Source organism: Sodalis sp. RH19 (genome assembly GCF_047324215.1).
In the GTDB taxonomy this organism is placed as follows: Bacteria; Pseudomonadota; Gammaproteobacteria; order Enterobacterales; family Enterobacteriaceae; genus Acerihabitans.
The window spans coordinates 2,995,958-3,020,401 of the sequence record NZ_CP178734.1 but is presented as its reverse complement, the minus strand read 5'-3'; the positions used below and the strand labels follow the sequence as shown (position 1 = coordinate 3,020,401).

The 24,444-nt window shown below is 57.0% G+C and carries 24 protein-coding genes, 2 tRNA genes and 4 other RNA genes; 19 read left to right on the top strand and 11 right to left on the bottom strand.

What is annotated here, in order from left to right:
* Nucleotides 1-9: 9 nt before the first annotated feature.
* The 12 genes from tolR (at nucleotide 10) to nadA (ending at nucleotide 7,140) form a co-directional block, all read left to right on the top strand.
* Nucleotides 10-432, top strand: coding sequence for a colicin uptake protein TolR (gene tolR / locus ACL2XF_RS13720; RefSeq protein WP_410016037.1), 423 nt, complete (start codon nucleotides 10-12; stop codon nucleotides 430-432).
* A 54-nt stretch (nucleotides 433-486) separates the two neighbouring features.
* Nucleotides 487-1,833: a cell envelope integrity protein TolA gene (gene tolA / locus ACL2XF_RS13715; RefSeq protein WP_410016036.1), complete on the top strand. Its 1,347-nt coding sequence runs from the start codon at nucleotides 487-489 to the stop codon at nucleotides 1,831-1,833.
* Between the two features lie 141 nt (nucleotides 1,834-1,974).
* Complete coding sequence (gene tolB / locus ACL2XF_RS13710; RefSeq protein WP_413727043.1) at nucleotides 1,975-3,267, top strand: Tol-Pal system beta propeller repeat protein TolB; 1,293 nt, start codon at nucleotides 1,975-1,977, stop codon at nucleotides 3,265-3,267.
* 43 nt (nucleotides 3,268-3,310) lie between these two features.
* Entirely contained in the window at nucleotides 3,311-3,826 is a 516-nt protein-coding gene (gene pal, locus ACL2XF_RS13705) for a peptidoglycan-associated lipoprotein Pal (protein ID WP_410016034.1), read from the top strand.
* Between the two features lie 9 nt (nucleotides 3,827-3,835).
* Complete coding sequence (gene cpoB / locus ACL2XF_RS13700) at nucleotides 3,836-4,648, top strand: cell division protein CpoB (RefSeq protein WP_413722320.1); 813 nt, start codon at nucleotides 3,836-3,838, stop codon at nucleotides 4,646-4,648.
* 178 nt (nucleotides 4,649-4,826) lie between these two features.
* A tRNA-Lys gene (locus ACL2XF_RS13695) sits at nucleotides 4,827-4,902 on the top strand.
* A gap of 44 nt (nucleotides 4,903-4,946) precedes the next feature.
* Nucleotides 4,947-5,079, top strand: a non-coding RNA gene (locus tag ACL2XF_RS13690) — RtT sRNA.
* Between the two features lie 33 nt (nucleotides 5,080-5,112).
* Nucleotides 5,113-5,188: transfer RNA gene (locus ACL2XF_RS13685), tRNA-Lys, on the top strand.
* Between the two features lie 43 nt (nucleotides 5,189-5,231).
* Nucleotides 5,232-5,358, top strand: a non-coding RNA gene (locus ACL2XF_RS13680) — RtT sRNA.
* A 44-nt stretch (nucleotides 5,359-5,402) separates the two neighbouring features.
* Nucleotides 5,403-5,529: non-coding RNA, RtT sRNA (locus tag ACL2XF_RS13675), on the top strand.
* 44 nt (nucleotides 5,530-5,573) lie between these two features.
* Nucleotides 5,574-5,700, top strand: a non-coding RNA gene (locus tag ACL2XF_RS13670) — RtT sRNA.
* A 378-nt stretch (nucleotides 5,701-6,078) separates the two neighbouring features.
* Entirely contained in the window at nucleotides 6,079-7,140 is a 1,062-nt protein-coding gene (nadA, locus tag ACL2XF_RS13665) for a quinolinate synthase NadA (RefSeq protein ID WP_413727042.1), read from the top strand.
* Here nadA and zitB read toward each other — a convergent pair.
* Complete coding sequence (gene zitB, locus ACL2XF_RS13660) at nucleotides 7,137-8,096, bottom strand: CDF family zinc transporter ZitB (protein WP_413722322.1); 960 nt, start codon at nucleotides 8,094-8,096, stop codon at nucleotides 7,137-7,139. The genes nadA and zitB overlap by 4 nt on opposite strands.
* A gap of 286 nt (nucleotides 8,097-8,382) precedes the next feature.
* A complete protein-coding gene (locus tag ACL2XF_RS13655; protein ID WP_410016030.1) occupies nucleotides 8,383-8,760 on the bottom strand; it encodes a protein YbgS in 378 nt (125 codons plus the stop codon).
* A gap of 324 nt (nucleotides 8,761-9,084) precedes the next feature.
* On the opposite strand from ACL2XF_RS13655, the gene aroG reads away from it, so the two are divergent.
* Complete coding sequence (gene aroG / locus ACL2XF_RS13650; RefSeq protein ID WP_413722323.1) at nucleotides 9,085-10,167, top strand: 3-deoxy-7-phosphoheptulonate synthase AroG; 1,083 nt, start codon at nucleotides 9,085-9,087, stop codon at nucleotides 10,165-10,167.
* Nucleotides 10,168-10,257: 90 nt separating this feature from the next.
* Here the strand turns inward: aroG and gpmA are convergent, their stop codons facing one another.
* The 7 genes from gpmA to modE form a co-directional block, all read right to left on the bottom strand.
* Nucleotides 10,258-11,010, bottom strand: coding sequence for a 2,3-diphosphoglycerate-dependent phosphoglycerate mutase (gene gpmA, locus ACL2XF_RS13645; protein ID WP_413727041.1), 753 nt, complete (start codon nucleotides 11,008-11,010; stop codon nucleotides 10,258-10,260).
* A gap of 121 nt (nucleotides 11,011-11,131) precedes the next feature.
* Nucleotides 11,132-12,178, bottom strand: a complete 1,047-nt coding sequence (gene galM / locus ACL2XF_RS13640; RefSeq protein ID WP_410016027.1) for a galactose-1-epimerase — start codon at nucleotides 12,176-12,178, stop codon at nucleotides 11,132-11,134.
* Nucleotides 12,172-13,320 carry a galactokinase gene (gene galK / locus ACL2XF_RS13635; protein ID WP_410016026.1) on the bottom strand — a complete coding sequence of 383 codons (1,149 nt, stop codon included), beginning with the start codon at nucleotides 13,318-13,320 and terminating at the stop codon, nucleotides 12,172-12,174. The genes galM and galK overlap by 7 nt, the downstream gene beginning before the upstream one ends.
* The gene (gene galT / locus ACL2XF_RS13630; protein ID WP_410016025.1) at nucleotides 13,317-14,369 is read right to left on the bottom strand and encodes a galactose-1-phosphate uridylyltransferase; all 1,053 of its coding nucleotides are present in this window, start codon (nucleotides 14,367-14,369) and stop codon (nucleotides 13,317-13,319) included. The genes galK and galT overlap by 4 nt, the downstream gene beginning before the upstream one ends.
* A 15-nt stretch (nucleotides 14,370-14,384) precedes the next feature.
* A complete protein-coding gene (gene galE / locus ACL2XF_RS13625; protein ID WP_413722324.1) occupies nucleotides 14,385-15,401 on the bottom strand; it encodes a UDP-glucose 4-epimerase GalE in 1,017 nt (338 codons plus the stop codon).
* A gap of 266 nt (nucleotides 15,402-15,667) precedes the next feature.
* The gene (gene modF, locus ACL2XF_RS13620; protein ID WP_413727040.1) at nucleotides 15,668-17,140 is read right to left on the bottom strand and encodes a molybdate ABC transporter ATP-binding protein ModF; all 1,473 of its coding nucleotides are present in this window, start codon (nucleotides 17,138-17,140) and stop codon (nucleotides 15,668-15,670) included.
* A 76-nt stretch (nucleotides 17,141-17,216) separates the two neighbouring features.
* Nucleotides 17,217-18,008, bottom strand: coding sequence for a molybdenum-dependent transcriptional regulator (modE, locus tag ACL2XF_RS13615; RefSeq protein ID WP_410016022.1), 792 nt, complete (start codon nucleotides 18,006-18,008; stop codon nucleotides 17,217-17,219).
* Nucleotides 18,009-18,229: 221 nt separating this feature from the next.
* On the opposite strand from modE, the gene ACL2XF_RS13610 reads away from it, so the two are divergent.
* Complete coding sequence (locus ACL2XF_RS13610) at nucleotides 18,230-18,409, top strand: AcrZ family multidrug efflux pump-associated protein (protein WP_410016021.1); 180 nt, start codon at nucleotides 18,230-18,232, stop codon at nucleotides 18,407-18,409.
* A gap of 31 nt (nucleotides 18,410-18,440) precedes the next feature.
* On the opposite strand, the gene ACL2XF_RS13605 is transcribed toward ACL2XF_RS13610, so the two are convergent.
* Nucleotides 18,441-18,791 carry a hypothetical protein gene (locus ACL2XF_RS13605; protein WP_413727039.1) on the bottom strand — a complete coding sequence of 117 codons (351 nt, stop codon included), beginning with the start codon at nucleotides 18,789-18,791 and terminating at the stop codon, nucleotides 18,441-18,443.
* Nucleotides 18,792-19,092: 301 nt separating this feature from the next.
* Between ACL2XF_RS13605 and ACL2XF_RS13600 the strand changes: the two genes are divergently transcribed.
* The 5 genes from ACL2XF_RS13600 to modC all read left to right on the top strand — a co-directional run bounded on the left by ACL2XF_RS13600 (nucleotide 19,093) and on the right by modC (nucleotide 23,474).
* On the top strand, nucleotides 19,093-19,434 hold the full coding sequence (locus ACL2XF_RS13600) for a hypothetical protein (protein WP_413727038.1): 342 nt from the start codon (nucleotides 19,093-19,095) through the stop codon (nucleotides 19,432-19,434).
* Nucleotides 19,435-19,675: 241 nt separating this feature from the next.
* Nucleotides 19,676-20,785, top strand: coding sequence for a D-alanine--D-alanine ligase (gene ddlA, locus ACL2XF_RS13595; RefSeq protein WP_413727037.1), 1,110 nt, complete (start codon nucleotides 19,676-19,678; stop codon nucleotides 20,783-20,785).
* Nucleotides 20,786-20,932: 147 nt separating this feature from the next.
* A complete protein-coding gene (gene modA, locus ACL2XF_RS13590) occupies nucleotides 20,933-21,727 on the top strand; it encodes a molybdate ABC transporter substrate-binding protein (RefSeq protein ID WP_413727036.1) in 795 nt (264 codons plus the stop codon).
* Nucleotides 21,727-22,416 carry a molybdate ABC transporter permease subunit gene (gene modB, locus ACL2XF_RS13585; protein ID WP_413727035.1) on the top strand — a complete coding sequence of 230 codons (690 nt, stop codon included), beginning with the start codon at nucleotides 21,727-21,729 and terminating at the stop codon, nucleotides 22,414-22,416. Before modA ends, modB begins: the two co-directional genes overlap by 1 nt.
* A complete protein-coding gene (gene modC / locus ACL2XF_RS13580; protein WP_410016015.1) occupies nucleotides 22,416-23,474 on the top strand; it encodes a molybdenum ABC transporter ATP-binding protein ModC in 1,059 nt (352 codons plus the stop codon). The genes modB and modC overlap by 1 nt, the downstream gene beginning before the upstream one ends.
* Nucleotides 23,475-23,570: 96 nt before the next feature.
* On the opposite strand, the gene ACL2XF_RS13575 is transcribed toward modC, so the two are convergent.
* On the bottom strand, nucleotides 23,571-24,392 hold the full coding sequence (locus tag ACL2XF_RS13575) for a pyridoxal phosphatase (protein WP_413722330.1): 822 nt from the start codon (nucleotides 24,390-24,392) through the stop codon (nucleotides 23,571-23,573).
* Nucleotides 24,393-24,444 lie beyond the last annotated feature (52 nt).

Below are 24,444 nucleotides of genomic sequence, written 5' to 3'. Positions count from 1 at the left end.
GGGGAGAACATGGCCCGCAGACGTGGTCGGAATCAAATTAAGTCGGAAATTAACATTGTTCCACTGCTTGACGTGCTGCTGGTGCTGGTGTTGATTTTCATGGCGACGGCGCCCATTATCACCCAGAGCGTCGAGGTGGATTTGCCCGACGCGACGGATTCAAAAGCGGTCAGCAGCGATGATAATCCGCCGGTGATCGTCGAAGTATCGGGCGTTGGCCAGTACAGCCTGGTGGTGGATCACAACCGTATGGAACAGTTGCCGCCGGAGCAGGTGGTGGCCGAGGCGCGCTCGCGCATTACGGCCAATCCCAAAGCGGTATTCCTTATCGGCGGCGCGAAAGACGTGCCTTATGATGAGATTATCAAGGCGCTGAATTTGCTGCATCAGGCCGGCGTGAAGTCGGTGGGCCTGATGACCCAGCCCATTTAACGGCATGCTGATCATGCGCGATTTAACTGGCAAATCTGTTTGTGGGAATCGATTGTGGTAAAGGCAACCGAACAGAACGATAAGCTCAAACGCGCCATTATTATTTCGATTGTTCTGCATATTCTCCTGATCGGGTTACTGGTCTGGAGTTCCTACACGCAGACTCTCGAATCCAGTGGCGGCGGCGGAGGCGGCTCGTCCATCGACGCGGTTATGGTCGATCCCGGTGCCGTGGTGCAGCAGTATAACCGTCAACAGCAGCAGCAGACGGACGCTCAGCGCGCGTCGCAGCTGCGGGAAAAACAGGCGCAACAGCAGGCGGAAGAGCTGCAGCAAAAGCAGGCCGCCGAGCAGCAGCGCCTGAAAGAATTGGAAAAAGATCGGCTGGCGGCGCAGGAAGCGGCGCAGCAGCAGAAAGAACAGCAGGCGGAGCAGCAAAAACAGGCCGCGGAAGCCGCTAAACAGGCGGCGGAACAAAAGCAGCAGGCGGAAGCCGCCACCCAGCAGGCCAAGGAACAGCAGAAACAGGCGGAAGCCGCGGCAGCCCAGGCCAAGGCCGAGGCGGCGCAGCAGGCCAAAGCCGCCGCCGAAGCGAAAAAACAGGCGGAAGCCGAGGCCAGTAAACAGGCCGCGGCGGCTGCTGCGGCGGCGAAAAAGCAGGCTGACGCGGCAGCGCAGGCCAAGGCCGAGCAGGCCGCCAAGGCGAAAGCCGTAGAAGACGCGAAAAAAGAAGCGGCCGCGGAAGCGGCGGCCGCCAAGGCGGAAGCCGCCAAAGCCGCCGCCGCCGAAAAAGCGGCGGCCACCGCCAAGGCCGACGCGGCCAAAGCGGCCGCCGCCAAAGCCGAAGCGGCCAAGGAAAAAGCGGACGCCGCCGCGGCGGCCAAGGCCGAACAGGCCGCCAAGGATAAAGCCGCCGCCGCGGCTGAAGCCAAGGCCGCCGCAGCAGCAGCTAAAAAAGCGGCCGGGGATGCGAAAAAAGCCGCCGCCGCCGCCGCTGCAAAAGAGTCTAATGAAGTCGATGATTTACTGGGTGGTTTGACCGATTCGAAAAACGCGCCCAAAGCCGGCGGCGGGCCAACCGGGGGCAGTAAGCCGAAAGGCACGGGCGCGAGCAAGGAGAGCGGGGCGTCGGGCGCGGAAATAAATAGTTACGCCGGTCAGGTTAAAGCGGCCATCGAAGCGAAGTTTTACAGCGATCCTTCATTCGCCGGCAAGACATGTGTGTTGCGCCTGAAGCTGGCTCCTGATGGCATGGTCATCTCGGTCTCTTCCGAAGGGGGCGACCCGGCCTTATGCCAGGCGGCTGTCTCGGCGGCGAAACTGGCTAAAATACCGAAACCGCCAAGCCAGGCCGTTTATGAAGTATTCAAAAATGCGCCAATTGATTTTAAACCGCAATAATGGGTAAAGAAGTCAAAATATACCGGTGATGGTTTAAGATTTAGACTATGTTGTCTACCTGATGTATATGGTTTTGTTTACGTGGTTTAGTTAAAATTCTGCTAATTTATCGTGGCGTATCGCCTCGGTATGGGAGATGAAATGAAGCAGGCATTTCGAGTAGCGCTAGGTTTAATGATTTTATGGGCATCCGTGCTGCATGCGGAAGTGCGAATTGAGATCACGCAAGGGGTTGACTCGGCGCGGCCGATTGGCGTGATTCCGTTTAAATGGGCGGGACCGGGCGCCGCGCCCGAGGACATCGGCGGCATTGTCGGCGCGGATTTGCGCAACAGCGGTAAATTTAACCCGATCGATGTGGCGCGTATGCCGCAGCAGCCCGCTACGGCCGCCGAAGTCACACCGGCGGCATGGACCGCCCTGGGTATCGACGCGGTTGTCGTGGGGCAGATCCAACCCAGCGCCGACGGTAATTTTGTCATCTCCTACCAACTGGTTGATACCTCCGGCAACCCCGGCGCGGTATTGGAGCAAAACCAGTTTAAAGTGAAAAAATCCGATCTGCGTTACGGTGCCCATGCCGCCAGCGACGGCGTTTTTGAAAAATTGACCGGGATCAAGGGCGCGTTTCGCACCCGTATCGCTTATGTGGTGCAAACCAACGGCGGGCAGTATCCTTATGAGCTGCGCATAGCCGACTATGACGGGTTCAACCAGTTTGTGGTCCACCGGTCTCCCCAGCCGCTGATGTCGCCGGCCTGGTCGCCTGACGGCAGCAAGGTGGCCTATGTGACGTTTGAAAGCGGACGCTCGGCGCTGGTGGTGCAGGATGTCTATAAACAAACGGTAAGGCAGATTGCCAGCTTCCCGCAGCATAACGGCGCGCCGGCCTTTTCGCCGGACGGCTCCAAGCTGGCTTTCGCCCTGTCGAAATCCGGTAGTTTAAATATTTATGTGATGAATTTAGGCTCCGGCCAAATAACGCAAGTGACCGACGGTCGCAGCAACAACACGGAGCCGACCTGGTTCCCGGATAACCAGACCCTGGCGTATACCTCGGACCAGGGCGGCCGTCCGCAAGTGTATAAAGTGGGTATCAACGGCGGTAGCCCGCAGCGCCTGACCTGGGAAGGTTCCCAGAACCAGGACGCCGACGTGAGCGCGGACGGTAAGTTCCTGGTCATGGTCAGCAGCAACGGCGGCGCTCAGCATATCGCTAAACAAGATCTGGCGACGGGAGCCGTGCAAGTTTTAACGGCCACGTTCCTGGATGAAACACCTAGCCTCGCACCCAATGGCACCATGGTTATCTACAGCTCTACACAAGGGATGGGTTCCGTGCTACAGCTGGTTTCGATTGATGGGCGTTTCAAAGCGCGTCTTCCGGCGACTGATGGACAGGTCAAATTTCCTGCCTGGTCTCCGAATCTGTGATGCATGTGTAAATATGTATGGCAAACTATAAAAGGAAAATGAGATGCAACTGAACAAAGTGCTAAAAGGGCTGATGCTGGCCGTGCCTGTACTGGCTATCGCCGCGTGTAGTTCCCACAAAAGCGCTAACAATGGCGCAGATTCTGCCATGGGCGCTGGCACTGGTATGGACAATGCGAGCGGTGCCAATTCTTCTTCCGAAGAACAAGCGCGTCTGCAGATGCAAGAACTGCAACGGAACAATATCGTTTACTTCGATCTTGATAAGTACGATATCCGTTCTGATTTCGCCCAGATGCTGGACGCACATGCTAACTTCCTGCGCAGCAACCCATCCTATAAAGTGACCGTAGAAGGTCATGCGGATGAACGCGGTACGCCGGAATATAACATCGCCCTGGGCGAACGTCGCGCCAATGCCGTGAAGATGTATCTTCAGGGTAAAGGCGTCTCTGTCGACCAGATCTCTATCGTATCTTACGGTAAAGAGAAGCCGGCTGTGCTGGGACATGACGAATCGGCTTATGCCAAAAACCGTCGTGCCGTACTGGTATACTAAGAGAATTGCATGAGCGGTAACTTCAGACATTACCTGTTAAGTCTGTCGTTGCTGGTTGGCGTAGCGGCCCCTTGGGCCGCTACCGCCCAAGCGCCAATCAGTAATGTCGGCTCCGGCTCGGTGGAAGATCGGGTCACTCAACTTGAGCGTATTTCCAACGCTCACGGTCAGCTATTAACTCAACTTCAGCAACAACTCTCCGACACTCAGCGCGATATCGATTCCTTGCGGGGTCAAATCCAGGAAAGCCAGTACCAGCTTTCGCAAGTGGTGGAGCGCCAGAAACAAATCTATCAGCAAATGGACAGCCTGAGCAGCAAAGGCGGCCAGGATGCGGCTGCGGCCACGCCTGACAGCGGTGCGGACAACAGCGGCGCGGCAACCCCGTCCACTGGCGCCAGCGCCGATGCGGCGGCTCCTGCGGCCTCTTCGGCCGGCGGCAGCACCGGTGACGCCAATACCGATTACAACGCGGCGGTGGCTTTGGTACTGGAGAAAAAACAGTACGATCAGGGCATCACGGCATTCCAGAATTTTGTTAAACGTTATCCGGATTCAACCTACCAGCCCAATGCCAACTACTGGTTGGGTCAGTTGAATTACAACAAAGGTAAAAAGGACGATGCGGCGTATTATTTTGCCCTGGTCGTTAAAAATTACCCCAAATCACCCAAAAGCTCCGAAGCCCTGTTTAAAGTTGGGGTAATCATGCAGGAAAAAGGCCAGACCGACAAAGCCAAGGCCGTTTACCAGCAGGTTATCAAACTTTATCCCAACACGGATTCTGCCAAACAAGCGCAAAAACGCCTGTCCAGTCTTTGAACCATTCAGGCCTCTTGCGGGTATTACCCGCCGGATTCAGGCCTGGATGCTCGAAGATCAAGCAGTTGAACGCTATTGTGCAAATTTAGGTTGCGCAGAAAATTTTAGAAAGTAATATATGCCGCCGTTGCCACGGGAAAGCGTGATATCCCGGGCGCCAGCAAAATAACGGATATCAGGGTCGTTAGCTCAGTTGGTAGAGCAGTTGACTTTTAATCAATTGGTCGCAGGTTCGAATCCTGCACGACCCACCAATTTTGCAGATATCAAGCTTTATGAACACCGTCGCTAGTGTGGTATAGCGCAGGAGTTGTGTCAGATTCGAGCCTGCGCAGGTTCGAGCCGAGCGCAGCGAGACAGCGTTGCCGGTACGGCAACGACCCGGAGGGCGAGGCCAAGGCCAAGGCCGAGTCATCCTGCACGACCCACCACTATCCGGTCGCCACACAGTAAATCCCGCCAAGGGGTCGTTAGCTCAGTTGGTAGAGCAGTTGACTTTTAATCAATTGGTCGCAGGTTCGAATCCTGCACGACCCACCATTGTTATAAAATTCCCCAGGTTTGTTCCACTATACGTATTTACATAGCGCACTCGTCGTGCGGATGAGAACCTGCGCAGGTTCGAGCCGAGCGCAGCGAGACAGCGTTGCCGGTACGGCAACGCCCCGCAGGGCGAGGCCAACGGCCGAGTCATCCTGCACGACCCACCATTATTATAAAGTTCCCCAAGCTTGTCGCCATTATCCGTATTTACATAGCGCACTCGTCGTGCGGATGAGAACCTGCGCAGGTTCGAGCCGAGCGCAGCGAGACAGCGTTGCCGGTACGGCAACGACCCGCAGGGCGAGGCCAACGGCCGAGTCATCTTGCACGACCCACCATTATTATAAAGTTCCCCAAGCTTGTCGCCATTATCCGTATTTACATAGCGCACTCGTCGTGCGGATGAGAACCTGCGCAGGTTCGAGCCGAGCGCAGCGAGACAGCGTTGCCGGTACGGCAACGACCCGCAGGGCGAGGCCAACGGCCGAGTCATCCTGCACGACCCGCCATTATTATAAACTCCCCAAGCTTGTCGCCATTATCCGTATTTACATAGCGCACTCGTCGTGCGGATGAGAACCTGCGCAAGTTCGAGCCGAGCGCCGCGAGACAGCGGTATCCACAAGAATTTTGCGACATTGCGCCCTGTATCGCACATATCGACTGGTGCGGCGCCGTAAAATCCATTAATGTTTTGCCTTCAGCGCCTGCCTGCATACCAAAGTCATATTAACTAAACAAAAACACAAAAAAATACAAAATTAACAGGACATTTGGTTAAAAATTGATTATTTTGTTTAGTATATAAAACACACGCGCTGCATAGACTGTGCAAACGCCTTTAACGGCGCCCAGCCCATGCGCGGGAACACAGCAGGATATAAGCAATGAGCGAAGTGTTGGATGTCAATGCGGCCATCTATCCTTTCCCACCCAAACCGCGCGCCCTGAACGCGGATGAAAAAGAATTCTATTACGCCAAGATCGCGCGCTTGCTGAAACAGCGCAACGCCGTTATGGTCGCCCATTATTATACCGACCCGGAAATCCAGGCGCTGGCGGAGGCGACCGGCGGCTGCGTGGCCGATTCGCTTGAAATGGCGCGGTTTGGCAGCACGCATCCCGCCACCACGCTCCTGGTGGCCGGCGTGCGGTTTATGGGGGAAACGGCGAAAATCCTCAGCCCCGAGAAAACGGTGCTGATGCCGACCCTGAAGGCCGAATGTTCGCTGGACCTGGGATGCCCGGTGGATGAGTTCAGCGCGTTTTGCGCCGCCCATCCGGACCGCACCGTGGTGGTCTACGCCAATACCTCGGCGGCGGTTAAAGCGCGCGCCGACTGGGTTGTCACCTCCAGCATCGCCGTTGATCTTATCGAGCATCTTGATAGCCTGGGGGAAAAAATCATCTGGGCGCCGGACCGGCATCTCGGAAGGTATGTACAAAGCCAGACCGGCGCGGATATTTTATGCTGGCAGAGCGCCTGCATCGTCCATGACGAGTTCAAGACCCAGGCATTGCTCAATATGAAACGGCTTTATCCGGACGCGGCGGTGCTGGTACACCCTGAATCGCCCCAGGCCATTGTCGCCATGGCCGATGCGGTCGGGTCGACCAGCCAGCTGATCCAGGCGGCAAAAACCCTGCCGCAGCAGCAAATGATCGTCGCGACCGATCGCGGCATATTTTATAAAATGCAGCAGGCCTGTCCGGATAAAACCCTGCTTGAGGCGCCCACCGCCGGTGATGGCGCCACCTGCCGCAGCTGCGCCCATTGCCCCTGGATGGCCATGAACGGCCTGAAAGCCGTCGCTGACGGCCTTGAACAGGGCGGGGCTGCCCATGAGGTCCATGTGCCGGATGAATTGCGTGTCAAGGCGCTGGTGCCGTTAAACCGCATGCTGGCTTTTGCCGCCGAGCTTAAGGTACGGGTTACCGGCAACGCTTAATGATGATGGTGGGCATGGGCCAGCCCGCCGCCGTCGTTGATACCGCAATCGTCCTCGGGGCAGTTGCGGTATTCCATCTGCACGGTGGCATGGCTGATGTGATAATGGTCCAGCAGAAAATGCTGGATTTGATGCAGCAGCGCATCATGATCATAGGGCGGAATCACCTGCGCATGCAGGGTCATCACCGGTTTTTCGCCCACTTGCCAGATATGGACATGATGGATGTTGCGCACCTCGGGAATATTCAGCGACAGATCCCGTTTCAGTTTCTCGATATCTATGCGGCTGGGCGTGCCCTCGAGCAGCTCATGGAGGCTTTCGCGCATCAGCCGCCAACCGCTGCGCAGCACCAGGCACGAGACCAGGATGGATAAGATCGGATCGATGGGCATCCAGCCGGTCATCAATATCACCACCGCCGCGATAATCGCCCCGACCGATCCCAATAAATCCCCCAGCACATGCAGCGCGGCGGCGCGCAGGTTGATGTTTTTTTCACCTTCTCCCCCATGCAGCAGCACGAAAGACAGCAGGTTGGCCAACAGGCCGGCAACGGCGATAATCATCATGGTCCAGCCGGCCACCGGATGGGGTTGGTAAAAACGCCGTATCGCCTCCCAGACAATCAGCGCGGTAATCAACAGCAGGGCCAGCGCGTTCACGAAGGCCGCCAGGGTGGTCAATCTCAGGTAGCCGAAGGTATGGCTGCTGCTGGGTTTACGTTGGGCGAACCGTACCGCCAGCAAGGCCATCAACAACGCGGCGGCGTCGGTCAGCATATGCCCCGCATCGGCCAGCAGCGCCAGCGATCCCGACAGCAGCCCGCCCGCCACTTCCACGGCCATAAAAACAGCCGTTACGGCAAAGGCCGCCATCAGGCGTTTATTATTGTTGTTCGCCTGCGTCCCATGCTCCTGGGCATGGGATGGCGAAGGGTTATGTGTCGATGCCATGCATTTTCCTGTAAAAGCGCAACCTGTCTACCAAGATAGTAGCCGAGAAACGAAGGGTTGCCGTAGGGATTTCTCAGGTTATTATGGTAACGGCGGCGGTAATAATAAATGCCGCGGGCGGCGGAACGTTGCGCCGGTTTGGCGCCTTGATGCTATTCTTTATAACAAACGCGCTGGATAATGCCGCTCAGCAGCCATAATACATAAAAAAAGAAACCAGGCTGTAACCTGATTTCTCTTGAAAAAGCTGAATAATAAAGCAGGGGGAAGCCTGCCGGTTCAGTTTTTAATTGGTGGTGCCGTCGGTTTTAGTGGCCTCGGTAGTGCCGCTTTGGCCGGTTTCAACTTTGGAATTGGTGTCCGGGCAACGGCCGTCTTTACACATGGTATTTTTGTGTACCTCGGAGGCGTTTAAATCAGAGGTGGCGTCGGTGCTGCCGGTCTTGGAGGTATCGGTGCCGCCGGTATTGATTTTGTCGTTGCTGACGCCATTTGGCGCGGTATTCTCTTTAGAACCGGCACCGCCAGATTGGTTTTGCTGGCCATTATTGGAATTGGTGCTGCCGGCTGCTGTGGAATCTGCAGCCATGGCCGCACCGCTGCCCAGGGTCATTACAGCGGTAATAAACAACATTGCCATTTTCTTCGTGGTAGTGGTTTGCATATTATTTTCCCTCTTTCGTGCCAGGGGTGATTATCAAACCCGCATTTTGACATGTTTAGCGGGCGCAAAACCTCACCGAGGCGCACCCAATGGCCTCGCAAGGAAATGGTAAGCCGAAAGAGCGGGGCTTTTAAGTTCCCGTTATCGTTGGCTTATCACTATTTAAGGATAGCCAAGAATCGGGAGTTATCAAATTTCAAGGCAATTTACTGGCGAAAGGCTTGAAAGCATGTGTACAGTATCAATCCCGCCAGTGAGATTAAACGGCAAAAATTCAAGATGTTATGAATAAGCGCAGCCGCGTGGAGAGAAAACGGACCCCCTATGAATTACCTTAACGACGATCTAAGAATTAAAGATATTAAAGAGTTACTGCCGCCGGTGGCGCTGCTGGAAAAATTCCCCGCCACCGAGCGCGCCGCCAGGACGGTATCAAGCGCCCGCGCCGCAATTCACAAGATCCTCAAGGGCAACGACGACCGCCTGCTGGTGGTTATCGGCCCCTGCTCGATTCATGATACCGCGGCGGCCACAGAATATGCCGCGCGTTTGCTTGCTTTGCGCCAGCAGCTGAGCGGCGATCTGGAAATAGTGATGCGGGTATATTTTGAGAAGCCGCGCACCACCGTAGGCTGGAAAGGGCTTATCAATGACCCGTTAATGGATAACAGCTTCCAGATTAACCAGGGCCTGCGCATTGCCCGTAAACTCCTGCTGGATATTAACGATACCGGCCTGCCGGCGGCCGGCGAGTTCCTGGATATGATCACCCCGCAGTATGTCGCGGACCTGATGAGCTGGGGCGCCATCGGCGCGCGCACCACCGAGTCACAGGTGCATCGCGAGCTGGCCTCAGGCCTCTCCTGTCCGGTGGGTTTTAAAAACGGCACCGACGGCACCATCAAGGTCGCCATTGACGCTATCAATGCCGCCGGCGCCGCCCATTGTTTTTTGTCGGTGACCAAGTGGGGCCATTCCGCCATCGTCAACACCAGCGGCAATAGCGACTGCCATATCATTCTGCGCGGCGGCAGGGAGCCCAATTACAGCGCTCACCATGTTAACGCGGTAAAAGTGGGGCTGGCCAAGGCCAACCTGCCCGCCCAGGTGATGATAGATTGCAGCCACGCTAACAGCAGCAAGCAGTACAAAAAACAAATGGAGGTCGCGCAGGATGTCTGCACGCAGCTGACGGCGGGCGAAAAGGGCATTATCGGCGTCATGGTGGAAAGCCACCTGGTGGAGGGTAACCAGAGCCTTGAGAGCGGTGAACCCCTGGTTTATGGCAAAAGCATTACCGATGCCTGCATAGGCTGGCCGGATACCGAAGCGATGTTAAACCAATTGGCCCAGGCGGTACGGGCACGGCGTCTGGCGGCGGGCCGGGACGTTAACCCTGCTGCCTGAAAGGATATTGCCGGATGATGCTTATCCGGCAAATAACGCGGATTTGCGGCGTTTATTCTCCCGGCGCGGGCGCCGGGAGGATTTACAGGGTTATTTCGCTTTACCCTGGTTGGCTACCGCGGCGGCCTTGGCGGCGATTTCCGCGGCGTTGCCCAGATAGTAATGCTTCACAGGTTTCATGTTTTCGTCGAATTCATACACCAGCGGTACGCCGGTCGGGATATTCAGCTCAAGAATCTCTTCTTCGCTCATATTATCCAGAAATTTCACCAAGGCGCGGATTGAGTTGCCGTGCGCGGCGATAATAACGCGCTCGCCTTTTTTCATGCACGGTAAAATTGTATCGTTCCAGTAGGGGGTGACGCGCTCAATGGTCAGCGCCAGGCTTTCAGTGGTCGGCAGCTCTTCCGCGGTCAGTTTTGCGTAACGGGGATCGTGGCCGGGGAAACGTTCGTCATCGCGGCTCAATTCCGGCGGTGTGACGGCAAAACCACGACGCCATTGCTTTACCTGTTCGTCGCCGTATTTTTCAGCGGTTTCCGATTTGTTCAGACCCTGCAACGCGCCGTAATGGCGTTCATTCAGGCGCCAGGATTTTTCCACCGGCAGCCAGGCCTGATCCAGTTCGTCCAGGATGTTCCACAAAGTATGGATGGCGCGCTTTAAGACGGAAGTATAAGCAAAATCGAAGATAAAACCTTCTTCCTTCAGCTGCTTACCCGCTTGTTTCGCTTCAGTACGGCCTTTGTCGGACAGATCGACGTCCGTCCAGCCGGTGAAACGATTTTCATTGTTCCACTGGCTTTCACCGTGTCGTACCAGAACCAGTTTCGTTACAGCCATCGCTTGACTCCTTAAAGTCTAAAGATTTTTATGAATACTATTAGCATTATATTGCCTGGCCGGGTGGGGCGGCAACCGCATAAGGTCAAACATAGCGAAATAAATGGTTCAGCGATAGCAGTCAGAGCGCGACAAACTGATAACGGGTTGATGAATGATAAGTTTCACCGGGTTTTAGCCAACAATCCGGCTGTGGCCATTCCGGATGGTTAGGGCTGTCCGGCAGGAATTCGCTTTCCAGCGCCACGCCGCTGTAGTTCTGATAATCGCCGCCCTGGCGCGCCGGCGTGCCGGCCAGGAAATTGCCGGTATAAAGCTGTAGCGCCGGCGCGGTGGTATACACTTTCAGCAAGACCTGATTATCCGCCGACCACAACTGGGCGGCCGGCGTCTCGCCGTCAGTGCAGGCGGGGTAGAGCAGATAGGCGTGATCATAGCCTTTCATGCGCTGCTGATCGCGATCGCGCAGGAAATCCCTGGCGATGGTCTTGGGCTGGCGAAAATCCATGCCGGTATTTTCCACATCGGTTAACGGCGCGCAGGGAATGCCTTCGCTGTCCACCGGCAGGTATTGCGTGGCGTAAATCTGCAGTTTTTGCTGGCGCACATCGCTATTGGCGCCGTCCAGATGGAAATAAGCATGGTTGGTCAGGTTTACCGGGCACGCTTTATCCACCGTCGCCCGATAGTCAATGGCCACCTGGCCGTCGTCGTTAACGGTATAGCGCACTTCGGCGACCAGATTACCCGGAAACCCCTGATCGCCGTCGGCGGATTGCAGCCGGAACAGCACTGAGGTCTGGGTATGTTCGACGCATAACCAGCGGCGGGCGTGGAATCCCTGCGGACCGCCGTGCAGCTGATGGGCGCCCTGATTGGCGCTGAGCGGCCAGGTGCCGCCGCTACGGGTCAGGGTAGCATTGGCGATACGGTTGGCATAGCGGCCGACGGTGGCACCCAGGTAGGCCGTCTGGCGGGTATATTCCTCCGGCGACGGACAGCCCAGGAGCACCTCGCGCTTATTGCCGGATTTCAGCGGCAGCTGGCACGAAAGCCAGGTGGCGCCCCAATCCATCAGCGTAATCTGCATCCCCTGTTCGGTTCCCAGGGTGACGCATTGGAATGGCTGGCCGTCAGGGGCGATACCTGATTCATACTCTTTTAGCATATGGCTGTTCCTTCACTCGCGTGACATACATAAAACGCCTCTTTCAGGCCGGTTTTTTGCTGATACTGGCTGGCGACCGCCTGGCGCACCGCGTCCACGCGGTCCGTCGGCATCAGCGCCACCACGCATCCGCCAAAACCACCGCCGGTCATACGCACGCCGCCCCGATCGCCGATTTCCCGCTTCACGATGTCCACCAGGGTATCGATGGGCGGCACGGTAATCTCAAAGTCGTCGCGCATCGAGGCATGGGACTGCGCCATCAGGGTGCCCATCAGGGTCAAATCGCCCGCGGCCAGGGCATCCGCCGCCGCCAGCGTGCGCGCGTTTTCCGTCAGGACATGGCGCACGCGCTTAGCGACAACCGGATCCAATTCATGCTCAACGGCGGCGAACTGGCTTAATTCCACATCGCGCAGCTTATCGGCGGTAAAAAAACGCGCGCCGGTTTCGCATTGTTCGCGGCGGGCATTGTATTCACTGTCCACCAGACCGCGTTTGACGTTGGAATTGATAATCACCACCGCCACGTTATCCGGCATCGGCACCGCGCGCGTGCCCAGAGTGCGGCAATCGATCAGCAGCGCGTGGTTATCCTTGCCCAGCGCGGAGATCAGCTGATCCATAATGCCGCAGTTACAGCCGACAAACTGGTTCTCCGCTTCCTGGCCGTTCAGCGCCAGGGCGACGTTATCCAGCGCCAGGTGATAAAGCGTTTGTATCGCCTTGCCCACCGCCACTTCCAGCGAGGCCGACGAGCTTAAGCCCGCGCCCTGCGGGACGTTGCCGCTCAGCACCAGATCGGCGCCGCCGAAGTGCGGGTCGCGTTGCTGTAAATGTTTGATCACGCCGCGCACATAATTGGACCATTGCTGGGTCGGATGAGACAAAATTGGCTCATCCAGGGAAAAAATGTCTTGCTCGCCGTCACAATCCACGGCAATAACCCGGATTTGACGATCATCACGTTTTGCCGCGCTTACAACCGTGGCGTAGTCAATGGCGCACGGCAGTACAAAACCGTCATTATAGTCGGTGTGTTCGCCAATCAGATTAACGCGCCCGGGAGCCTGTACCGTGAGGGTGGCGTCATAGCCGTAGGTCTGGCGGAAAACAGCTTCGGTGGTGTTTTTTAAGGTCATTGTGCTACTCCGGATTCCCGAAAATGAATATCGCTGACCGCGCGCAGGCGATCGCTGGCTTGTTCAGCGGTCAGGTCACGCTGGGTTTCCGCCAGCATTTCATAACCAACCATAAATTTCCGCACCGTTGCCGAACGTAACAGCGGCGGATAAAAGTGTGCGTGCAGCTGCCAGTGGCTATTGTCCTGCTCAAGATAGGGCGCGCCGTGCCAGCCCATCGAATAAGGAAAGGAGCAGTTGAACAAATTATCGTAACGGCTGGTCAGCTTTTTAATGGCCACGGCCAGATCGGCGCTTTGCGCGGGGTCCAGGTCGTCCAGACGCAACACATGGGCCTTGGGCAGCAGCAGGGTTTCAAACGGCCAGGCCGCCCAGTAGGGCACCACCGCCAGCCAGTGTTCGGTTTCCACCACCGTGCGCGCGCCGTCCGCCAGTTCCAGCTTCAGGTAATCCATCAGCAGCGGGGAATGCTGCTGCAAGAAGTAGTCGCGCTGCAGCCGGTCTTCGCGCTCGGCCTCGTTGGGCAAAAAGCTGTTGGCCCAGATCTGGCCGTGCGGATGGGGGTTGGAGCATCCCATGGCCGCGCCTTTATTTTCAAATACCTGCACCCAGGGATAGCGCTGTCCCAGATCGGCGCTTTGTTCCTGCCAGGTCTTGATCACGGCTTCCAGCGCCGGCAAAGATAACTCCGGCAGGGTTTTGCTGTGATCGGGGGAAAAACAGATAACGCGACTGGTGCCGCGCGCGCTTTCACAGCGCATCAGGGGATTATCGCCGGCCGGGGCGTCCGGGGTATCCGTCATCAGCGCGGCAAAATCATTGGTAAATACGTAGGTGGTGGTGTAGTCGGGGTTTTTATCGCCCGATACGCGGGTATTGCCCGGACAGAGAAAACAGTCGGGGTCGTGCCGGGGCAACGTTTGCACCGACGGCGTTTCCTGCTGGCCCTGCCACGGGCGCTTGGCGCGGTGCGGCGAGACCAGAACCCATTGTCCGCTGAGCGGATTGTACCGCCGATGGGGATGATCGACGGGGTTAAAATGTTGCATACTTTCTCCTGAAACTCAATCCGGATAACCGTTCGGGTGGCGCGACTGCCAGCGCCAGGTATCGGCGGCCATCTCTTCCAGCGAGCGGCTGACCCGCCAGTGCAAATCACGCGCGGCTTTATCCGGCGCGGCCCAATAGGCGGCCAGATCGCCTTCGCGGCGCGGCGCGAAATGATATGGCACCGGTTTGCCGCAGGCGTTGCTAAAGGCTTTCACCACGTCCAGCACGCTGTACCCGACGCCGGCGCCAAGATTATAAATATGGGTGCCGGGTTTATCCCGCAGCGCCTTCAGCGCCGCGACATGGCCGTCCGCCAGATCCATGACATGAATATAGTCGCGTACGCCGGTGCCGTCATGGGTGGGGAAATCATTACCGAAGATGGCCAGTGATGGACGGCGCCCCACCGCAACCTGGGCGATAAACGGCATCAGGTTGTTGGGAATGCCCTGCGGGTCTTCGCCCATATCGCCGGAGGGATGGGCGCCGGCCGGATTGAAATAGCGTAATAATGTCATGCTCCACTCCGGCTGCGCGCGCTGCGCGTCCGCCAGGATCTGCTCGACCATCAGCTTGCTGCGGCCATAGGGGCTGGAAGGCTGGCCGGTGGGAAGGCTTTCGTCATAGGGGACCACGGGCTGATCGCCGTATACGGTGGCCGAAGAGCTGAAGATCAGGTTCCTGACGCCCGCCTCGCGCATGGCGGCCACCAGCGTCAGGGTGCCGCAGACATTGTTATCATAGTAGTCGATGGGTTTTTGCACCGATTCGCCCACCGCTTTCAAACCGGCGAAATGAATCACGGCATCGATGGCATGCTCGGCAAAAATACGTGCCAATAACGCCTTATCTCGGACATCACCGTGGTAAAACGCGGGTGTTATCTTGCCGAGGCGCGCCATTGTTTCAAGCACGCTGCGTTTGCTATTGCTCAGGTTATCCAAAATGACCGGGCTGAAACCGGCAGCGCTCAACTGCAGGCAGGTATGACTACCAATGTAACCGCTACCACCCGTGACTAATATAGACATTTATGACTCCTGTAACCTTTCATCGCGGTAAATTAGCATGGCTAAAACCGAAAAAAGGTGATCGTACCGATAAAAAATGAAATCGATTACACTCAATATTAGCGCATTTTCGCGCGCCATGCCTCAGGCAAAATCAGAGGTTGGCCAGGATAATCACGAAGGAATGAGGAAGGCCGGCCGGAAAAGGGGAGAGCGTTCCCACCGGCCTATCATCCGCATCGCCGCCAGGCAGGGCGGCGATGCGGGGTTAACGTCGCGCCTGAGCGCTAACGGCGCAGGTCATCGATCTGATAGCGATAGGCATCATCCTGGGGGACGAACGTCAGCCGGTGCGTAATACAGTGCGGGGCATCTTCCGCGTGATGGGAAACAAACAGCAGCTGCGTTTCGCCTTCGCCGATCAGCACGTCGATCCAACGGCGCACCAGTTGCCGGTTAAGGGGGTCCAGCCCTTGCAGCGGCTCGTCAAGAATCAGCAGGGCAGGGTGCTTGACCAGGGCGCGAGCGATAAGCGTCAGGCGCTGCTGTCCCCAGGATAAGCCGTGAAACGGCGCATCCGCCGTCGCCTCCAGCCCCAGCAGTCGCAGCCATTGGCCGGTCAGCTGCTGCTGGCGGTCGGACACCGCCTGGTAGACGCCGATGGAATCAAAAAAGCCGGATAAAATCACGCTGCGCGCGCTGGCGCTGACCCGGTAATCCAGATGCAGGCTGCTGCTGACATAGCCGATATGCCGTTTAATATCCCAAATCGTTTCGCCGCTGCCGCGGCGGCGGCCGAACAGCGTCAGGTCATTGCTGTAACCCTGGGGATGATCGCCGGTTACCAGGCTGAGCAGGGTTGATTTGCCGGCGCCGTTCGGCCCGACAATTTGCCAGTGCTGGCCGGGCAATACCTCCCAGTCAAGATGATGCAGGATCGGCCGATCCTGGTAGGAGACCACGCCGTTGCGCAGGGTGATCAGCGGCCGGTCGGCGGGCAGGGCGACGTTTTGCCTGGGCGCTTCGGTTTCCGGCAGGCGCATGCCGGAAAGGGATTCCGCGTGCGCCAGCTGCGCCACCAGCGCCTCGGCCAAAAGCGTGGCGCGATCGCCGGTACAGGTTAAGGCGCAATCCACCAGGATGCCGACGTTATCGATATAGTCGGGGATATCGTCAAACCGGTTAAGCACCAGCACCAGGGTCATGGACCTGTCCGCCAGGACGCGCAGCATATCGCCGAGCTGCGCCCGGGAGGCGACATCCAATCCGTCGAAGGGCTCATCCAGGATCAACAGGTCCGGCCGGGCCATCAGCGCCTGGCACAGCAGGGTTTTACGCGTTTCACCCGTCGACAGGTATTTAAAGCGGCGCGATAGCAAATGCGTTATGCCAAACCGCCCGGCCAGTTCATGGCATAACGCCGCGTCACTGATATCCTGCTGAATGATTTCTGCGGTGGTACGCCCGGTGTCCTCCTCGCCATCGCTCAGCAGATCGGTATTGTTGCGTTGCCATTCCTGCTCGACCAGTTTTTGCAACTGCTCCAGTGAAAGCCGGGAGATGCGTTGATAATCGCTTTGCCTCAGGCCGGACAACACCGCCAAATCACCGGCCAGGGCGCGGGCCAGGGCGGACTTGCCGCTGCCGTTGGCGCCGACAAAGGCCCAGCGCTCTGCGCTGCGCAGCGTCAATTCTCCGATAGTTAACCGGCGTGTATCGCTAAGACGAAACGACCCTTGCGAAATATGCAATGACGACATTGATTGTTCCTTTTTATGCAACTTATGTCGTCAGCATCTTTTTTTTACCGCCTAAAGTCAATGCGCGGGCGCGCTTTCAGCACAGCGTGGCGATGATGACCTGGTCGGCGTTAAAATATGCTGTGATTGGCAGTCCCGCCGACAAATGTTGTTCGGCCGCCGCATTTTTTGGCAAGGTGGCGCAGACGATTTCCCCGCCGGCAAGCTTCAGCAGCGCCTCGTCGTTCTCCTCGCCTTCTTCCAGATGGGCCAGGGTGCCGTGCAGGACATTATCGGCGCCGGGGACGGCGACATGGCCCGCGCGCACCGACACCCAGGGCGCTTTGATAAGCAGCAGCACTTCCTTCCCCGGCGCCAGCTGCAACCGGTCGGCGCTTTGCTGCGTCAGGGCCACCGCCAGCCGTGTGCGCCCATCCGCCAGCAGGATATCGACGTGTTGCTGCACCTGCTGATGGCTGCGCGTGAGCACGGTGCCGAAAAATTGGTTGCGGGCGCTGGTCTGCAGCGAAAAGCGCGAAATGGCCGCCAACAGGCTATCAAGCGGTAACGGGTCGTCCTGCAGCACGTCAAAGGCCTTTTGCTGGATTTGCCCCAATAGGTCGTAAAGCTGCAGCAGCCGCTCCGCATACCGCGTCAGGGTGGCGCCGCCGCCGCCTTTGCCGCCGGTGGCGCGTTCCACCAGGGTCTGCTCCGCCAGTTCGTTCATGGCGCTGATGGCGTCCCAGGCGCTTTTATAGCTGATGCCCGCCAGTTTTGCGCCCTGGCTGATGGAGCCGGTGTGTTTGATCTGCTTGAGCAGGGCGATGCGCCGCGGATCGGCAAAAAGGCGTTGCTGGAGTTTCAGGGTTAAAAGAATTTCGGCCTGCATGCCTGTGCGCCTTGTATGAGATTAAACGTTGCGCTGGGTGACGCGCGTTGATGGCTACGAATTGTCGCCGATCTTACGCCGGCGGGCAAATGACCTGTCGCCGCGCGTGCGCTTTCTGCGGGGTATAACATAAAAAGCCTAAGTTGCCGCGCCATAAACTGGTATAAAGGGGGATAAGCATAGCAACATCGCCGGCGGCAGCGGCATGATACGAGGTGAAGATGTTAGAATTACTGGAAAGTTTGCTAATGGTAGTGCTGATGGTGCCCATCGTGATGGTGATCATTCTTGGATCAATCTATGGCCTGGGCGAGCTGTTTAACATTATCTCGAAAATCGGCCAGCCTAAACAGAAGCGTGATCCCCATGCCGATGATAAGCGCGGTGCCGATGCGCATTAATGGTGACGGGCCTGTGCCGCTTTGGTGGTAATCATTCGCGCGGTGAGCCTGTTTTGCCAATAAAGCCCCGTTTCGGGGCTTTTTCATGCCGGTTTATCAATGAAGTTATTATCGGTAAACCGAAAGCATCTACGTATCTGTTGTTCTTTATGTATTGTGCGGGATTGCCTGGAAGAGAGTTAAGGATATTTTCTTTTAGGTGTATGCCGCCGGTGGCGCCTGTATCAATAAGTAAGTGATGGATGACTTCACCGTTTATATTTAATGTAGTTAATGGCTCACAAATATTACTGAATATGATATTGCTTTTTACAGCATAACACGCAGGCGCAGTTAACATTATTACCATGAGTAAGGATGATCTTAAAGCGGTATTCATCATTTTCTATTCCTAAATGCGTTGCCAGTACTTCAATACTAATGCCCATTTCATTCAGTGTTCGTCGGGACCATGCGCCATTTTTTCTATGCTTTAGTCTAGGCGCTCGGTAGATTTTCTTTTTCGTTAAACATTCATTTAAGATTCAGTGATAGTATCATTTTTGAACGAAGCATGATTTTAGCGTATGCAATAGCGACGTTAACGAAACAGAAATAAAAGATTATTAATCATTAATTGACCAGTTTTGTTAATTGTATGGTGTGAAATTCTTTGATTATCAATATATCTAGGAAACATAATAATGGTTAGCCAGCATTCTTTCGAGGAAATAAAGAACGCGATTTTTTCAATTTCCGGACATATGGGAATCGATCAGACTGAGCTGCTTAATGCCCGGGACGATCAAAATGCCGATGAGATCTTTAATGGACGCCTGACGCGCCTTCTCGCCAGCTATGCCGATGCCAGGCTCGCCGCGCGGCGCAATGATCGCGCGATGCTCAAAACATCGCTATTGCAGGCCAAGCTGCGCACTATGTCGTTAACCACCTTCTTTACCGCCCTGGAAGACGACTGCATCACCCTGTTGTCCTTATGCGATGCCGCCGCTATACCCGCCGGTCAGGATGCCGATGCGGTATAAGGTTACAACCGCCATAAACGCGGCGAAATAAGTTGTTTCCGGCGAGAAATAACACGGTGAGATTCATATTGAACAGACCGGCCATCAGCCATTGACAATGCGGGGTTCCCGCCTAATTCGCGTCGAAAATGGTATCGCGGCACCTGTTTACCCTTCAAGTCCATCCCAGGCTTTACTTGCACACTTTCGGCTAATACTCTGTTGGCGTTGAAGTGATGTTTTAACGATCAAAGAGGATGTGATGGAACAAGCGGAAAAGGGCAAACAACGGCTGGCGGTGCTATTCGGCGGGCAATCCACCGAACACGAAGTCTCGTTACGGTCGTCCATTAACGTGATTAATGCGGTCGACAGGCACAAATTTGATCTGACATTAATCGGTGTCGATAAGCGTGGCCGGTGGACCCTGTGCAATGAAGCCGATTACCTGCTTTATCCCGACGACCCGGCGCGGATAAAACTGGCTCCCTCGGCCCGTTATCTGGCGGTGGTGCCGGGGCAAAACGCCGCGCAGCTGATTGATATCACCAGCGGCGAAGCGCTGCCCGCCATTGATGTGGCTTTTTCCGTGCTGCACGGCGGCGCCGGCGAGGATGGATCCATCCAGGGATTGCTGCGGGTTCTGGGCGTGCCCTTTGTCGGGCCGGATGTTCTGGGTTCCGCGGTCTGCATGGATAAAGACATGACCAAACGCGTGCTGCGCGACGCGGGCCTGCCGGTGACCCCGTCGGTCACGCTCCACCGCACCGATTCCGTCACGGCGGACTTTGATGCTATTGTGGGACAGCTGGGGCTGCCGCTGTTTATCAAGCCGGCCAGCCAGGGATCCTCGGTTGGCGTCAGCAAGGTCGTGGATGCCGCCGGATTCCGGCAAGCGCTGATTATGGCCTTTGCCTTTGATCACAAGGTCCTGGTTGAAACGGCTATCGATGGGCGTGAAATCGAGACGGCGGTATTGGGCAACGACACCCCCGCCGTCAGCCTCTGCGGCGAGATTGTCGCCAATGACGAATTTTATGCCTACGATACTAAATACCTCAAGGGCGGACAGGCGGAACTGGAGATACCGGCGCAGCTGGATAGCGCCGTTAGCGATGAAATACGCCTGATCGCACAGGCCGCCTTCCGGGTGCTGGGCTGCGCGGTCATGGCCCGGGTGGATTTTTTCCTGACGCGGGAGCAGGAGATCATCATCAATGAAGTGAATACCATCCCCGGTTTTACCTCCATCAGCATGTATCCAAAATTATGGGAAGCCAGCGGGCTGAGTTATCCGCAACTGGTGGATAAACTGATTACCCTGGCGCTGGATCGCGCCCGGGACGCGGCCGCTATCAAAACCGACCGATAGTCACTTCTTTCCGCGGTGTTCCGGGCCAGGGCACCGCGGCGCGTTTTTTTCGCCTGCCGTAACCTTTCATTAATCCCTACAATAACTAATGACAAAAGTGATCGTGCGTTATATTATTTTTTGCATAACGATCATTCAAGGTGAGCTATGACTACTTTACGTTTTAAATGGATTGCCGGTGCGGCATTTACCGCGGCGCTGAGTGTGCAGTTGCTGGGCTTTCAGGCGCTGGCCGCGCCGGCGGCGGATAAAGTCACGGTATTTGCCGCCGCCTCGCTGACCAATGCCTTGCAGGATATCGCCAAAAATTATCAACGGGATCATAAAGTCGAGATCGTTTCGTCTTTCGCCTCTTCCTCTACGCTGGCGCGCCAGATAGAGCAGGGCGCGCCGGCCAACATGTTTATCTCCGCCGACCAGCAGTGGATGGACTACGCGCAGGATAAACAACAGATTGTCACCGATACCCGCTATACCCTGCTGGGTAACGAACTGGTGCTGGTGGCGCCGACATCAAGCGCCCTCAAGCCGTTCACCATCGATAAAAAGACCGACTGGACATCGTTGCTGAAGGGACAGAAACTGGCGGTTGGCGATCCGGATCATGTGCCGGCGGGCATTTATGCCAAGGAAGCCTTGCAGAACCTGGGCGCCTGGGATCAGCTGTCGCCGGTGATGGCCCGCGCCAGCGACGTACGCGGCGCATTAGCGCTGGTTGAACGTGGGGAAGCGCCGTTGGGTATCGTCTATGGCTCGGATGCGCTTTCCAGTAAAGGGGTTAAAGTCGTGGCCACGTTCCCGAAAGACAGCCATAAACCGGTGGAATATCCCATGGCGCTGATCAAGGATAACGCCACGCCGGCGGCCAAGGCCTTTTATGACTACCTGAAAACCCCGGCGGCATCGGCGGTGTTTAAACAGAACGGCTTTACCCCGAGATAATGCCGCTGACCGAGTACGAGTGGCAGGCGGTTGCCTTAAGTCTGCAAGTATCGCTCCTGGCGGTTGCCTGCAGCTTGCCTTTTGGCATTCTGATGGCGTGGATACTGGTGCGCTGGCGCTTTCCCGGCAAGGCGTTGCTGGACGGTATTATCCATTTGCCGTTGGTGCTGCCGCCGGTGGTGATCGGTTATCTGCTGCTTATCGCGCTCGGGCGCCGGGGTTTTATCGGCGCATGGCTGTATCAGCTTACGGGTTTCAGTTTTAGTTTCAGCTGGCGCGGCGCGGCCCTGGCCTCGGCGGTGGTGGCGTTCCCTTTGATGGTGCGTGCCATCCGCATGTCGCTCGAGGCCATCGATCTGCGGCTGGAGCAGGCGGCCCGTACCTTGGGCGCCGGCCCTTGGCGGGTGTTTTTCACTATTACGCTGCCGCTATCCTTTCCCGGTATCGTTGTAGGGACGGTACTGGCTTTTGCCCGATCGCTCGGTGAGTTTGGCGCCACCATCACCTTTGTTTCCAATATCCCCGGGGAAACCCGCACCATTCCGCTGGCCATGTATACGTTTATTGAAACGCCCGGCGCGGAAGCGGCGGCGGGGCGCCTGTGCGTATTGGCCATTATTCTGTCGCTGGCGTCGCTGCTTGTCGCCGATTGGCTGGCCAAATGGGGCCGCAGGCGGCTGGGGGGCTGATGCTCGAGATCGATATTAGCCAACGGCTCGGCGAGGCTACCCTCGCGGTCAAGGCCGACGTACCCGCCAGCGGCATTACCGCTGTGTTTGGCGTTTCCGGCGCCGGCAAGACCTCGCTGATCAATGCCGTGGCGGGCCTGACGCGCCCGCAGCGCGGGCATATCATCCTTAACGGACGCACCCTGTTTTCCTCCGAACGGCGCATTGCCCTGCCGCCGGAGAAGCGGCGGATCGGCTATGTTTTCCAGGACGGCCGGCTATTTCCCCACTATCGGGTGCGCGGCAATTTGTTTTACGGCATGGCGGCTTCGATGCGCCCGGAGTTCGACGCCATTATTTCATTGCTGGGCATCGGTCATCTGCTGGGACGTTTTCCCCTCACGCTTTCCGGCGGCGAAAAACAGCGGGTCGCCATCGGCCGCGCGCTGCTGAGCGCGCCGGAAATACTGTTGATGGATGAGCCGCTGGCGTCGCTGGATTTGCCGCGTAAGCGCGAGCTGTTGCCTTACCTGGAGCGTTTGGCCGTCAAGGTGAAAATCCCGATCCTGTATGTGACCCACAGCATGGAGGAAATTTTGCAATTGGCGGAACGCGTGCTGATCCTGGATAACGGCCAGTTGAAAGCCTTCGGCAGCCTGGAGACGGTATGGGCCAGCAGCGCGCTGCGGCCCTGGCTGCCGCGCGAAGAGCAAAGCAGCGTGCTGGAGGTCAGGGTGGATGAACAGCATCCGGACTACGCCATGACCGCCCTGTCGCTCGGCCGGGAGCGGCTGTGGGTGGGCCGGGTGGCGTTGCCGCCAGGCAGCGCGCTGCGCATTCGTGTCGCCGCCACCGATATTTCCCTGGTGATGGCGCCGCCCGCGCGCAGCAGTATCCGCAACATCCTGCCCGCCACCGTGCGCGAATGCCTGACGGTGGGAGACCAAATTGAGGTACGCCTGGAAATCGACGGCCATACGCTTTGGGCGCGGATCAGTCCCTGGGCCAGGGACGAACTGGCGCTGGCCCCGGGCATGGCGCTTTATGCGCAGATCAAAAGCGTATCGATCAACGCGTAAATACGGCCGCGCCCGTTTCCTGCCCGGCCCCTGGCCCCTGGATGGGAATGACCCGGCGTCGCGTGATTACGCTGTCCGGTTTAACCGTCCGCTGCGTTAACCCAGTACCCGCTGGTAGATGAAATCGGCGATGGCCGTGGATTCATTATCGCCGATAGTGACGTCGGCCCGCGCCTTGATGGCGTCATCGCTGTTGCCCATCGCCACGCCCAGGCCCGCGGCTTCCAACATGCTCAGATCGTTATAATTGTCGCCAAACGCAATGACCTGATCCATGCTCCATCCTTGGGATTCCACCCACTGCTGCAACAGCTTGCCTTTGCTATTGCCCGTTTGGGCGATATCCACCTGATCGTGCCAGGACCATTCGCAGGCCAGCCCCATTTCCTGCTCCACCACTCCGGCGAAGGCGCGAAGCTTTACCGTATCCGGATAGGAGGTGGCGAATTTCCAGATGGCGTTTGCCTCTTCAGCCGCCGCGAACAGGCTGTCCACCTGCAGCAGGTTCGGCCGTTGCGCCTCCGGCAGGGTAGCGGCCCAGGCCTGCGAACGGATCACGTGATCGCTGGGTTGTTCGTAGATCATCGCGTCATCCACGTAAATCAAGCCATGGATATCATATTGCTTCAGCAGTTCCAGCACCCGCCGGGCCTGAGCTTTCTCAAGGGGGTTGGCGGTGATGACTTTTTTTTGCTGGTAATCATAGAGATAGGTGCCGTTACAGCATATGGCGGGAGTGCTAATCTTCAGCGCCTGGTAGAAAGGATGGATTGCCACGTGATGGCGGCCGGTCACCACCACCACCTCCATCCCCGCCGCACGGGCATCATTCAGGGCCTTAAGCGATTGCGGCAGAATTCTTTTTTGTCGATCCAACAAGGTACCGTCAAGATCCAGGGCTATTACGCGATAGGTCATAGTTTTCTCATTATGCGGATAAGTAAAGTCATGCCAGATGGTACACCGTAAG